This window comes from Planococcus shenhongbingii, assembly GCF_030413635.1.
In the GTDB taxonomy this organism is placed as follows: Bacteria; Bacillota; Bacilli; order Bacillales_A; family Planococcaceae; genus Planococcus; species Planococcus shenhongbingii.
Genome location: NZ_CP129235.1, coordinates 1,758,266 through 1,770,996 on the forward strand (window position 1 = coordinate 1,758,266; position 12,731 = coordinate 1,770,996).

Annotated in this window: 15 protein-coding genes and 1 other annotated feature; of the genes, 11 read left to right on the forward strand and 4 right to left on the reverse strand. The window is 46.5% G+C overall.

Annotation, left to right across the window (positions count from 1 at the left end):
• Window positions 1–20: 20 nt before the first annotated feature.
• Window positions 21–824, reverse strand: a complete 804-nt coding sequence (gene proC, locus QWY16_RS08750) for a pyrroline-5-carboxylate reductase (protein ID WP_300992782.1) — start codon at window positions 822–824, stop codon at window positions 21–23.
• A gap of 458 nt (window positions 825–1,282) precedes the next feature.
• Window positions 1,283–1,490: a binding site (T-box leader), on the reverse strand.
• Window positions 1,491–1,611: 121 nt separating this feature from the next.
• Between proC and QWY16_RS08755 the strand changes: the two genes are divergently transcribed.
• The 4 genes from QWY16_RS08755 to argH all read left to right on the forward strand — a co-directional run bounded on the left by QWY16_RS08755 (window position 1,612) and on the right by argH (window position 5,981).
• Window positions 1,612–2,559, forward strand: coding sequence for an MBL fold metallo-hydrolase (locus tag QWY16_RS08755; protein WP_300992784.1), 948 nt, complete (start codon window positions 1,612–1,614; stop codon window positions 2,557–2,559).
• Between the two features lie 117 nt (window positions 2,560–2,676).
• Complete coding sequence (locus QWY16_RS08760) at window positions 2,677–3,249, forward strand: hypothetical protein (protein ID WP_300992786.1); 573 nt, start codon at window positions 2,677–2,679, stop codon at window positions 3,247–3,249.
• A 126-nt stretch (window positions 3,250–3,375) separates the two neighbouring features.
• Window positions 3,376–4,611 carry an argininosuccinate synthase gene (locus QWY16_RS08765; RefSeq protein ID WP_300993361.1) on the forward strand — a complete coding sequence of 412 codons (1,236 nt, stop codon included), beginning with the start codon at window positions 3,376–3,378 and terminating at the stop codon, window positions 4,609–4,611.
• Window positions 4,608–5,981: an argininosuccinate lyase gene (argH, locus tag QWY16_RS08770; protein ID WP_300992788.1), complete on the forward strand. Its 1,374-nt coding sequence runs from the start codon at window positions 4,608–4,610 to the stop codon at window positions 5,979–5,981. The genes QWY16_RS08765 and argH overlap by 4 nt, the downstream gene beginning before the upstream one ends.
• Here the strand turns inward: argH and QWY16_RS08775 are convergent.
• Complete coding sequence (locus QWY16_RS08775) at window positions 5,971–6,195, reverse strand: hypothetical protein (RefSeq protein WP_300992790.1); 225 nt, start codon at window positions 6,193–6,195, stop codon at window positions 5,971–5,973. The genes argH and QWY16_RS08775 overlap by 11 nt on opposite strands.
• Before the next feature lie 136 nt (window positions 6,196–6,331).
• Here QWY16_RS08775 and QWY16_RS08780 point away from each other — a divergent pair, with 136 nt between their 5' ends.
• From QWY16_RS08780 to QWY16_RS08790, 3 genes are all read left to right on the forward strand, one after another.
• Entirely contained in the window at window positions 6,332–7,612 is a 1,281-nt protein-coding gene (locus QWY16_RS08780; protein ID WP_300992792.1) for a Y-family DNA polymerase, read from the forward strand.
• A gap of 702 nt (window positions 7,613–8,314) precedes the next feature.
• Window positions 8,315–9,025, forward strand: a complete 711-nt coding sequence (locus tag QWY16_RS08785) for a cytochrome c biogenesis CcdA family protein (protein WP_300992794.1) — start codon at window positions 8,315–8,317, stop codon at window positions 9,023–9,025.
• A gap of 127 nt (window positions 9,026–9,152) precedes the next feature.
• The gene (locus QWY16_RS08790) at window positions 9,153–9,662 is read left to right on the forward strand and encodes a CcdC family protein (RefSeq protein ID WP_300992795.1); all 510 of its coding nucleotides are present in this window, start codon (window positions 9,153–9,155) and stop codon (window positions 9,660–9,662) included.
• Between the two features lie 128 nt (window positions 9,663–9,790).
• Here the strand turns inward: QWY16_RS08790 and QWY16_RS08795 are convergent, their stop codons facing one another.
• On the reverse strand, window positions 9,791–10,225 hold the full coding sequence (locus QWY16_RS08795) for a DUF2621 family protein (RefSeq protein ID WP_300993363.1): 435 nt from the start codon (window positions 10,223–10,225) through the stop codon (window positions 9,791–9,793).
• Between the two features lie 121 nt (window positions 10,226–10,346).
• Here QWY16_RS08795 and QWY16_RS08800 point away from each other — a divergent pair, with 121 nt between their 5' ends.
• From QWY16_RS08800 to QWY16_RS08815, 4 genes are all read left to right on the forward strand, one after another.
• Complete coding sequence (locus tag QWY16_RS08800) at window positions 10,347–10,565, forward strand: DUF1659 domain-containing protein (protein WP_300992797.1); 219 nt, start codon at window positions 10,347–10,349, stop codon at window positions 10,563–10,565.
• A 20-nt stretch (window positions 10,566–10,585) separates the two neighbouring features.
• Complete coding sequence (locus tag QWY16_RS08805; protein WP_300992799.1) at window positions 10,586–10,801, forward strand: DUF2922 domain-containing protein; 216 nt, start codon at window positions 10,586–10,588, stop codon at window positions 10,799–10,801.
• A 67-nt stretch (window positions 10,802–10,868) separates the two neighbouring features.
• Entirely contained in the window at window positions 10,869–10,997 is a 129-nt protein-coding gene (locus tag QWY16_RS08810) for a YvrJ family protein (RefSeq protein WP_300992801.1), read from the forward strand.
• Window positions 10,998–11,092: 95 nt separating this feature from the next.
• The gene (locus tag QWY16_RS08815; protein ID WP_300992803.1) at window positions 11,093–11,653 is read left to right on the forward strand and encodes an SCO family protein; all 561 of its coding nucleotides are present in this window, start codon (window positions 11,093–11,095) and stop codon (window positions 11,651–11,653) included.
• Between the two features lie 605 nt (window positions 11,654–12,258).
• Here the strand turns inward: QWY16_RS08815 and mscL are convergent.
• Window positions 12,259–12,648: a large conductance mechanosensitive channel protein MscL gene (gene mscL, locus QWY16_RS08820; protein ID WP_300992805.1), complete on the reverse strand. Its 390-nt coding sequence runs from the start codon at window positions 12,646–12,648 to the stop codon at window positions 12,259–12,261.
• Window positions 12,649–12,731: the final 83 nt, after the last annotated feature.

Sequence of the window (12,731 nt, forward strand, 5' to 3'; positions counted from 1 at the left end):
GCTAATTATATCAGAAGACCTTATTCAAATTCTCTTCCAAGGGCTTGCGAACGGCTGGCTGCTTGATTAATGCATTCTCCGATAATTTCTTTAAAATTGTTTTCTTCCAATGAAGCAATGCCGGCGGCGGTTGTGCCGTTCGGGCTGGTCACTTTTTTTCGCAGTTCGGCGAATTCGGCATACTGCAGCATTTCAGAGGCTCCGGAAAACGTCTGGCGGACCAGTTTTTTCGAATCCTCAAGCGACAATCCGTTGGCCACACCGGCTTCGGTCATCGCTTCTGCGAAATAGTAGATAAAAGCCGGGCCACTGCCTGCGACAGCAGTGACTGCATCCAGCTGCGGTTCTTCTACGACGGTAACGCCGCCAATTGACGACAGCAAGTCTCTTAACTCATATTGCTGCTCAAGCGTCACTTGTTCGCTCCATGCTACGCCTGTTGCCGATTTACCGATTTTAGCTGATGTATTCGGCATCGCGCGGGCAATAGGCAGATTGCCGACGTATTTCTGGATGGTGCGGATAGGAACCCCCGCCACGACCGATAAAATGACTGTGTCTGGAGACAAGTCGTCTTGAATTCCGCAAAGTGCAGCTTTCACATCTTTCGGTTTCATGGCGAGCAAAGCGAAATCAGCGTTTTTTAATTCCGTCTTTTCTTTCTGGACAATATTGACACCGTACTCATCACGCAAAAACTCCAGGCGATCGATATCGGATTTATTCATCACGGAAATATCGCTTGGTTTCAATATGCGTTTATTGATCCAGCCATGGATCATGGATTCTGCCATGGAACCTGCTCCGATACATACGATATTCATGCTTCCCACTTCCTTTTCTGCTATGTAAACTAATTTGGTTTTGGATACCAGCGCCGAGTTTTTCGAGAAGGGCAGACCTGACGGAGCTGAGCGGCCGCTTTCGCTTTTCTCATTGTCCAGCTCCGGCGTCCAGCCCCTCGAGGTCGCTTCAGTCTAGCCGCCAATGGCAGAAAACGCCATTACCGCCCAGACCTCCAGCGCTTGCCGGGGCTAGATGGGCGCCTGCGCTTTTCAGTGTCCAGCTGCAGCGGCCAGATTCTCGGGTCATAAGCCACTCCGGCTGTGCGGCTGAAAACACGCCGCTTCGCCGGATCGTCTAAAACCCATATTGCTCCTGCAGCACTTCATGCTTCGTCGCAAAGAGATGGCCCAAACAATTTTTGGTCCATCTCTTGCCTGTCGAATCTTAACGGCCGCTTGCGCTTTTCAATAAAAAAAAGCGCATCCGTCCCTGCTTTTGCAAGGACGAAAACGCTTGGTTTCCGCGGTACCACCTAAATTTGCCGACTTGCGGCACTTCTCGAGATCCTTAACGCGGATAGACGGCCTTGTTTTCACAGGCAGCTCAAAAGCAGGTTCGAGAAGGGAGCGGGGATGCGCGTTTCAGCTGGAGCGCACTCTCTTGGCACCATCACCTTCTGTACTGGTCTTTTTCTTCGCTCGTATATGTATCTGAATTATAGAGGTAGTTCCAATTGTTTGTCAAATGGTCTTTGCCGCGTGACGAAATCGGCTTTTATCGGTATGATAGATGAATAGCGATTCAGTTTCTAAGGGAGATGGGAAAATGAGTTTACATAAAATTATTATTCCGACGCCTTTTGCAGTCGGCGACGTTAATTCATACTTACTTAAAGGCGATATGCTGACATTGATTGATGCCGGGCCAAAAACACCGGAAGCCTGGCTGGCGCTAAAAGCCGGTTTAAAGGCTACGAATGTGGAGCCGAAAGATGTGGAGCAAGTAGTGCTGACGCATCACCATCCGGATCATGCCGGCTGGGTGGATGGTTTTGAAAATGCTAAATTGTTCGGACATCCGTACAACGACTTATGGCTGCGGCGCGACCAGGCATTTCTGGACTACCATGATGCCTTTTATCTGGACCGCCTGAAAGAAGAAGGTGTGCCGGAAGAACTGTGGTTCTGGGTCAAAAAAATGAAAAGGCCATTGAACCTGATGGGCAACCGGCCTCTTGATATGGCAATCCATGAAGGTGACGCATTGCCGGGGCATCCAGGCTGGCACGCGCTCGAAACACTTGGCCATGCCCAAAGCCATTTATCTTATTGGAATCCGGAAAGCGGGGAAATGATCGGAGGAGATCATGTCATCGCAAAAGTGTCCTCGAATCCTTTGATCGAGCCGCCGCTCCACCGGGAAGATGGCCGGCCGAAATCATTGCTTCAATATAATGCATCGCTGGAGCGGTTATTGAAAATGCCGATTGGAGTCGTCTATAGCGGCCACGGGGAAGAAGTGCGGAATGTCCATGAACTGGTTGCTGTAAGGCTTGAAAAGCAGCATCAGCGTGCATTGAAAGTGCTGGATATGCTGGAAAATGAAGAGAAGACCGTATACAGCTTGACGAAAGAATTGTTTCCGTATGCCTATGAAAAAGAGCTGGGGCTGACCTTGTCAGAAACAATCGGCCAAATCGATTACTTGCTGGAAGACGGATTGATTACGGAACGCATGGACGGCAAAGGTGTTTTCCATTACTTGAAAGCTTAATGGCGGCAGCCGGTTTTTTATTGCAACGAAGGCCACCAGCGGTTAAAATAAACCTGTTGGACTTTTCAAAAAAATGAATGGCGCCACGATGATTAAACCGAAAAGGAATGGGTTATTTTGAAGAAATTGAGTCTATTGATGGCAAGCCTGCTATTTTTAGCAGCGTGTTCCAATGATAAAGCAGCTGAGCCTGTGGAAGAACCGAAAAAGCAGGACGCAGCAGTTGAAGAGCAGGATACAGCAGCCGAAGAACAGCAAGAACTGTCGGAAGAAGGGTTCATCACGCAAGTGACAGCGAACCAGATTCTCGTTAACAATATTTATTTCACAATTCCAAAAGATGCCAAAGTATCCTTTAAAAACGGCACTGATACCACAGACGGCGTGGTCGGGGATATCCGCACCGGCATGAAAGTCAGCGTGGATTACACAGGGCCGGTAAAAGAAACTTTTCCGATGGAAGCCGAGGCGCAAACCGTGTCAATTTTGAATGATGAAGCATCAGCTGAGCAATCCGAAGCGCTTCTTGCTTACATCGAAGGCGAGCAATTGTCGAGTTTGGTTATTCTTGGCCAGCCAATTGTCCGGGACAATGAAATCGGATTTTTATTCAATAACATGATTGATGGGGAAATGACTGAAGTGCGCGTCAATTTAGATACACACGAATATACAGTAGGCGGAGAGTGAAAGCAGCGGCGGCTGCTTTTTCTTTTTGTAAATTTGTAAACTAATTCACTTGCACTTATAAATATCCCGTGTTATTATGTGTATATTAACAGCACATAACTGCATAAAAATACATTGGAGGTTTTCATATTGAATAAAAAAATCGTTCTTGCATACTCAGGTGGATTAGATACATCGGTGGCCATTCCGTGGCTGAAAGGACAAGGCTACGACGTCGTCGCTGTATGCCTGGATATCGGAGAAGGAAAAGATTTAGACTTCATTAAACAAAAAGCGCTTCAAGTTGGAGCGGTGGAAAGCTACATGATCGACGCAAGAGAAGAGTTTGCCAATGAATACGCATTATTATCGCTTCAAGCACATACATTATATGAAGGCAAATATCCGCTTGTATCGGCATTGTCCCGTCCGCTTATTTCCAAAAAACTGGTTGAGATTGCTGAAGAAACAGGTTCTACAGCGGTTGCTCACGGCTGTACAGGAAAAGGCAACGACCAAGTGCGTTTTGAAGTTTCAATCAAATCATTGAATCCTGACCTTGAAGTCGTAGCGCCGGTCCGTGCATGGGCTTGGTCGCGTGATGAAGAAATCGCTTATGCAAAAGAAAATAATGTTCCGATTCCGGTTAATCTGGACAGCCCGTTCTCTATCGACCAAAACCTTTGGGGCCGCGCCAACGAATGTGGCGTTCTGGAAGATCCATGGGCAGCGCCGCCGGAAGAAGCTTACGATATTACGACGCCTTTAGAGAATACACCAAATACTCCGGATATCGTTGAAATCGAATTTGTGAATGGCGTCCCGACGCAATTAAACGGCGTATCTTATACATTTGCCAAACTGATTTTGGAATTGAATGAAATTGCCGGAAAGCACGGCGTCGGAAGAATTGATCACGTGGAAAATCGTTTGGTAGGCATCAAATCCCGTGAAATCTACGAAGCTCCAGCTGCCATGACGTTGATTGCAGCTCACAAAGAGCTCGAAGATATTACACTTGTTAAGGAAATGGCGCATTTCAAACCGGTCATTGAAAAGAAATTGACGGAATTGATTTATGAAGGCCTTTGGTTCTCGCCGCTTCGTGTAGCATTGCAAGCATTCCTGAAAGAAACGCAAGTTTATGTCAACGGCACAGTGCGCGTTAAATTGTTCAAAGGGCATGCCATCATCGAAGGGCGTAAATCACCAAACTCTCTATATAACGAGCAATTGGCAACTTACTCTACAGATGACACTTTCAACCATGCATCGGCTGTCGGCTTTATCGAGTTATGGGGCCTTCCAACAGTCGTCAACTCCATGGTCAATAAAAAAGAAGTCGTTGTTCCTGAAAACGTGAAAGTAGGCGTTCAATCATGACCAAACTGTGGGGCGGCCGTTTTCAGAAATCGGCCGAACAGTGGGTCGATGAGTTTGGAGCTTCCATTTCTTTCGACCAGAAACTGGTCCTGGAAGATCTGGAAGGCAGCACAGCACATGTCAAAATGCTGGGAGCTTGCCAGATTCTTTCAGAAGAAGACACAGCTCTTATCTTATCGGGGCTCCAAACGCTGAAAGAAAAAGCGCAAGCCGGCGATTTGGAATTCAGCGTTTCGAACGAAGACATCCACTTAAACTTGGAAAAGCATTTAATCGATGAAATCGGCCCGGTCGGCGGCAAACTCCATACAGCGAGAAGCCGCAATGACCAAGTGGCAACCGATATGCATCTTTATTTAAAAAACCGGGTCAAAGAAATAATAGAAGCAGTCACTGCGTTCCAGTCGGCCATCGTCGAACAGGCGGAAGCCCATGTAGAAACTGTGGTGCCAGGCTATACCCATTTGCAGCGCGCACAGCCGATTTCATTCGGCCATCATTTATTGACGTATTTCTGGATGCTTGAGCGTGATAAAGAACGGTTGTCGGAATCGCTGAAACGCATCGACTTGTCGCCGCTTGGCGCCGGGGCGATGTCCGGAACGACTTTCCCGATTGACCGTGAGTTGTCTGCCAGCTTCCTCGGCTTTTCCGGCGTTTACCAAAACAGCCTGGACGCCGTCAGTGACCGCGACTTTATCGTTGAATTCCTCAGCAATGCTTCGATGCTGATGATGCATATGTCGCGTTTTGCTGAAGAAATCATTCTTTGGTCAAGCGAAGAATTCCGTTTTATCGAACTCGACGATGCATTCTCAACCGGCTCGAGCATTATGCCGCAAAAGAAAAACCCGGATATGGCCGAATTGATCCGCGGCAAGACCGGCCGCGTCTATGGCAACCTTTTCGGATTGCTCACCACGCTGAAAGGCCTGCCGCTTGCCTACAATAAAGATATGCAAGAAGACAAAGAAGGCATGTTTGATACAGTCCATACATTGATGGGATCCTTGCCGATTTTTGAAGGCATGGTCCGTACTATGACAGTCCGCACTGATTCTATGGAAAAAGCTGTGCATTCGGACTTTTCGAATGCTACAGAACTCGCCGATTACTTGGCAGCAAAAGGCATGCCATTCCGTGAAGCGCATGACGTGACCGGAAAACTGGTGTTCACTTGCATCCAGCGCGGTTATTTCCTGAAAGACTTGCCGCTGTCAGATCTGCAGGATGCCAGTCCCTTGATTGGCGAAGACATCTACGAGACCTTGAAGCCGAAAACTGCGGTAAAGCGCAGAAACTCGCTCGGGGGCACTGGATTTGATCAAGTACAGCATCAACTGGGACTTGCCAAGCAACTCATCGGGTAAAAGTCCAATCATATAAGCCAGTTGCGCTTGGTACCCGCATCTGGCCGCCGAAAGCCGATTTTCCTCTCCCCAAAGGAAAATCGGCTTTTACTTGTATTTTTGGCCTAAGCTGATTTCCTGCTTTTCGATGAGGAAACCAGCTTTTTTTGTGTTGGATGCCAAGGTGATTTACTGTTATTTCCTTTGCAGACTGAACTACTTTCTTTTCAAACATCAATAACTTTCTTTTGCCCGGAAGAATAATTGCCGGAATCGTCCACAATAGTTTAGCAAAAGCAGAAAACGGTTATTGATTAAGAACAAATGTTCGTATATGATTATAAAAGACAGAAAAAAGGAGGCGGAAAGTCATGTATGAGGGATTGGAAACACGGCCCATCATCTGCCTTGACATGCGCAGTTTCTATGCCAGTTGTGCTGCAATCGACCTCGGCCTTGATCCGCTGACAGCTTGCATTGCCGTCATCGGCAATCAGGAGCGGCGCGGCAGCGTGGTGCTGGCGGCATCACCGGTGTTGAAAAAGGATTTCGGGGTCAGGACTGGCACCCGGCTGTTTGAGATTTCAGATGATCCACGGATCCAGAAAATTGAACCGAAAATGGGCTTCTTTCTGAAAGTATCGATGGAAATTACGCGATTGCTGAAGGAATACGTACCGGCTGAAGCCATCCATGTCTATAGCGTCGATGAAAGTTTTGTCGACTTGAGTGGCACCGGGAAATTATGGGGGACACCCGAAGAACTTATTGCGCGCATTCAAGACGACATCATTCGGCAATTTTGCCTGCCTTCCGCCATCGGCATGGGGCCGAATATGCTGCTGGCGAAACTGGCACTCGATCTGGAAGCGAAAAAGGCAGGGTTTGCAAAATGGACATATGAAGATGTGCCGAAGAAATTATGGCCGGTCACGCCGCTCAGCAAAATGTGGGGCATCGGTTCACGGCTGGAAGCCACTTTGAACGGCATGGGGATTTTTTCAGTCGGCGACTTGGCGCATTGCGAACTTGTGCAGCTGGAAGAAAGTTTCGGCATTCTCGGCAATCAGCTTTACCACCATGCTTGGGGCATCGATTTGTCGGAACTCGGTGCGCCGCTTGTGGAAGGGCAAGTCAGTTACGGCAAAGGGCAGATCCTTTACCGGGATTACACGACGGCCAAGGATATTTCGGCGGTACTGCTGGAAATGGCGGAAGATGTCGCCAGGCGCGCGCGCACAGCTGGAAAAGCGGGGCGCACGGTTTCGCTGTCGGTCGGCTACAGCAAAAAAGCGTTCGGGGGAGGGTTTCATCGCTCGCGGACGATCGATGAAGCGACAAACGATACATTGAAAATCTATGCCGTGTGCAAAGCGCTGCTGTCGGAGTTCTATGATGGGCGGCCGGCCAGAAGGCTTGCCATCACGCTGACGAAGCTGGAAGATGAAACATCGATGCAATTGAGTTTGTTTGAACAGCGGAAATGGCAGAACCGGAAATTGGGGGAAGCGATGGACCAGTTGCGGGCAAAATATGGTCCGACTGCGGTACTGCGCGCCGTTTCCTATACAGAAGCCGGCACGGCGCTTGAACGGGCGAATTTAATCGGCGGCCATAAAGCGGATGGCAGTATTGAGGAACCGGAAGACTGATAGCCCGTGAACCATAAAAGCCTGGTTGAAAATTTGGCCAAGTACACCGGTTTATTAATGAACTGCCGCGGAGCAGAGTTCCTTTTTTCCCGGCGGACAGCGGCCACTCGCCGCTTTTGCAACCGAAATGGAAACAGAAGGGGCAATTAAACTAAGTGCTTTTTAAGGCAATACATGTAAAAAACTACATAAGGTAAAATTTAAAGAAGTCAAAAACGAAAAGAGAAAAACCGGAAATAAGAAAGAGAAAAACAGGAAATCACCCTGGACTCTATTCTTTTGAAATTTGTAGCTTACTGGAAGGAACCACAATTGAAATGGGCTTAGGAGTGTTCAAGGCAACACAAGGAGACATAAATTTTACGACAAAAAGCGCAGGCGAGCCGCGGAACCATTCCAAAAGCCCTTCAAAAATAATTTAATAAAAAGTGCATTTCAATAATACATGTAGAAAACTACATAAGGTAATTTAGCAAAAATTCAAAACCAGCAACAAGAAAGAACCGGCAAAGAGAAAAAGAAAAAATGCAGAAAAGAAGAAGGGGGAAAAAACGGCAAGGCCATTGAAAAGTCAGACTGTCATCGGTGCTAAACGAGAAATTCTATTTTTCACATTGTCCACAAAGATGTCACAGGCAAAGGGGCGGTTATGTGAGAATAAATTTGGTAAGATAGGTAGAGCATAGTGAAAGGGTGACAATTGTGGCCGCTGATATAAATTTGTTTCTCGCGTTTGGTGCGGGATTTCTGAGTTTTATTTCGCCTTGTACATTGCCGCTGTACCCGGCTTTTTTATCGTACATTACTGGAATGTCGATTGATGAACTCAAAAATGATAAAAAGGTCATGCGCCGAAGAGGCATGTACCATACATTATTTTTCTTATTAGGATTCTCAACCATCTTTATTGCTCTCGGTTTCAGCACTTCTTTCTTTTATGAATGGTTTATCCGTTATGATGATTTGATTCGTCAATTGGGTGCGATTTTTATCGTCCTGTTCGGGTTGATGATTATCGGAGTATTTACACCGAAGTTCTTGATGCAGGACCGAAAACTTTCGTTTAAAAACCGGCCTTCCGGTTTTCTTGGGACATTCGTCATCGGGATTGCTTTTGCGGCGGGATGGACACCGTGTACGGGTCCGATCACAGCCGCCATTTATGCGCTGGCAGCAACAAACCCGGGATCCGGCATCTGGTATATGGTGGCTTATATTCTCGGTTTTGCCATTCCATTCTTTGTCTTGTCATTCTTTGTGGCCCAAACTGGCTGGCTTCGCAGAAACAGCCAGAAGATTATGACGGTCGGCGGCTATGTTATGATAGCTGTGGGAATCTTGCTGTTCTTTGACGGGATGACGTACATTATCCAAATCCTGAGCCCGTTGTTCGGCGATTTCCAAGGGTTTTGATTGAGGGACTAAGAAAAACTTCACTCAGTGGAGGTCTATCCTCCCGAGTGTTAGTTGAACCATGAAAATGAAAATGCAATAATAGAAGAAAGAGGCCGGAAAATAAAGCGCTTTGAGGTGAAAAAATATGTTTGAAATATTGGAGACGATTCCTTCTTGGCTAATGCTTTCGGTGACAACTGTCGGAGCGCTCGGTATGGGGATTATGGCTATGGTGGTACGGACCAAATCCGCTAAAAAACCAGCCTCAGCGAAAAAAATCATTTTGCCGCCTTTGTTTATGTCTACCGGTGCTTTGATGTTCGTTTTTCCGTTTTTCCGCGTCGCACCCATGCAAATTCTGGAAGCTTTAGCAGTCGGCATGTTGTTTTCGACGGTGCTGATCTGGACATCGAAATTCGAAATCCGGGACGGGGACATCTACTTGAAGCAATCGAAAGCATTTGTCTTTATCCTGCTTGGGTTATTGCTGATCCGCCTGATTGGAAAAGTCGTTTTGAGTTCAACGATTGACATCGGCGAACTGGGCGGCATGTTCTGGATCCTTGCCTTCGGAATGATTGTTCCGTGGCGCTTGGCGATGTTCCTGCAATACAAAAAGCTTCAAGAAAAAATAGAAAGCGCAGTTCCTCATTAAGGAACTGCGCTTTCTATTTGCGTTCTTATCAACCATAGCTTATCTAAAAGAAAAAACTGCAGGCACCGCGGCGTTGCCGGGGATGCCTGCAGTCTGGAGCGCAGATTCCCCTCAAGGACTGCGCTTTTTTATTTCTCGAAATATTGCTCGTAAGGATTGACGTCAATCTGCATTTCCGCCAGTTTTTTGCGCAGAAATTTATGGTCACGTTTTGGAGTTGCCTCGATATACCCTCGAATGATGTGTTCAAGCTTCATCTTCTTCGCTTTTTCTTCCAATAAAATCTGGCCAATTTTCCCGGCGATTTTTTGCTTGGCGACGGGACGGAACAAATCCGGAACCGGCTGCACCAATTCATTCAGCATCGCTTTTTCTTCTGTTCCCCATAAATGGATGGTTTTATCTACATAGTATTCTTCCCAGTTCAAATCAGACAATCCGTCTTTTTTTGGCATCGACTTGAGAAATTTCCGGAACATGAAAAAGCCGCCTATTGCAAACAAGCCAACTAAGACTACGACCCAAAACAGGATAAACCATAAAAACCAGCCTTCAAGTGCCACTTTGTTCACCTCGTTTATTCTTACCTTCATCTATTATAGAAGGATTTTCGTAAAAGTTCATTAAAAAAGTATCTTCTTTTTTCATTTGTGTCTATATAGCGAATGAAAGGAGGTGAGCAACATGGCAGCAAGCGAATTCAAGAACGCGAACATCCGGTGCACGTTTGACAACGGGCTGGATGACAAAGGCAAGACGAAGAAAAAAGTAAAAGCGTATCACAATGTAAGGGAAACAGCTGCAGCAGACGGCATCTATGCGGTGGCAATCGTTTTATCGGATTTTGGAACCAAGGAATTATTGTTCCTTGAAAAGCAATCCGGGTTGAACATCTACGCATAATGAAAAAGGAGGAATAAGGAATGGCAAAAACATTGGAACTGGTCTTTGAAACGACGGCGGGAAAAGAAGTGACCTTGTCGGTTGAAGAACCGCGCGAAAACCTCACACCGCTGGAATTGCAGACGGGCATGCAGACCATCATCACGCACAATATCTTTGAAGTGGAAGGATCAGCATTTGCCACAGCGAAAGCCGCGCGCATTGTGGAGCGCAATGTAGTGGATTACCAAGTGTAAAGAAATACGGCAAATTGGGCTCTCCTAAAGCAGGAGGGCCTTTTTAAATAGAAGCGAGGTGGAAAAAATGGATGAGTGGATGCGCTTGATCCAGGAAGTGGGCTTCCCGATCTTTGTGTCATTTTACTTGATGCACCGGGTGGAAGCGAAGCTTGTGGCAATACACGACGCATTGATCACCTTAAAGATTTCCTGACTTCACAGATTTGTGACAAAGCGGGGTGGTCAACAGTTGTATTGGCGACAAGCTTTCGCTAAGATTGAGGTTATGGACGAATGGAGGAATACAGCATGAGATACATGAAAGCCGCCTTCCTCATGGGACTGATTTTACTTCTTTCAGCTTGCGGCAGCGAACAAATCGACGACTTTTCATACACTGATCATAGAGGAGAGACCGTTTCTCTTGAAAGCTTAAAAGGCACGCCTTGGCTCGCCACTTTTGTCTTTACGAATTGCGAAACTGTATGTCCACCGATGACGTTCAATATGGCCGGCATCCAGGAAGAATTGGTGAAGCAAGGCATCGAGGATTACAAAATCATCGCTTTCAGCGTTGATCCGAAGGAAGACACACCGGAGAAAATGGAACAGTATCTCAAGAACTTTTCCGTTCCGGATGAATCGAAATGGCATTTGCTGACTGGATACAGCCAGCAGGAAATCTCGGATTTTGCCGTAGATAATTTCAAAACTTTAGTCAAAGACGATCCGAACAGCAATCAAGTGATCCATGGAACTTCGTTTTATTTGATGGATAAAGAAGGTGCCATCGCCAATAACTACGATGGTTTTACCGATGTGCCAGTAGAAGAAATCACCAAAGATCTGAAGGCATTAATAGAAAAATAAAAAAACCGGTCAATGACCGGTTTTTTTATTTTGTTGGGAAAGTGAAAATTTTTATTAGCAATTACTCATTAATTGATATTCCGCCAACCAGATGCGAAGACATTGGCCGAGATTTGTGAGGCCAAGTCTTTGGGACGAGCTTGCGCAGGAGCAGCTCCCTTTCATGTCTCGAAGCTAGCGCAGCGATGCAGAGACAGTACGGTTTTCCTCCGCTGGTTGGCTCCATATCTGGAGAGCAGGCACAAACAGTAGAGAGCTTTCCGAATCAGCTCCCTATTTTAGAGAATCTCTAAAAGTGACAAAAAAGAGCCGAATGCAGCGGAAGGTGGGCGAAGGGCAAAGATGTGCTCCTGCATCGCTGCGCTAGCTTCGTCGCAAACGAACCGTGCAAAAGTGCTTTTGCACAGTTCGCTTCCTGCGGAAATAACATGAGCTGAAGACCCTGGACTGAGCAAAGCGAATGTTTTTTCAATTTGCGACGAGTAATCGCAGGAGCAAAGGAAGCGGCTGAAGCCATGTCCGCGGAAAGCGTTCCACCTGAAGCGAAATGAATAAGGCTAATGAATAAGGCTATCGAGAGTTTTTCAACAAGCTAAAAAAACCGGTCATTGACCGATTTTTTCTTTTGCCAACAAATCACGGATTTCGACAAGCAACTCTTCTTTTTTATCCAAAACCGGAAGCTCTTCTTCAGCAGGCACATCTTTATTGCGTTTTATTTTCGTAAACACGCGTATCACTAAAAAGATGGAAAAAGCGATGATGAAAAAATCGATGACCGATTGGGCAAACACGCCATACCGCAATTCCGCCCCTTGGAAACTATAGGTCCAATCCTCCACACTGAAACCGCCCAGCAAAATCCCGACAGCCGGCATGATGATGTCTTCCACAAGGGAAGTGACAATTTTCCCGAATGCTGTCCCGATCACCACCGCAATGGCCAAGTCCAACACATTCCCCTTTAAAGCGAATTTCTTAAAATCTTCCCACATAATCGCCAACTCCTTTATTTAAGTCTACAGAAAGCAAGGGCATAATCAAATGCCCATTCATGCGAAAATGTAAATTATAGCCG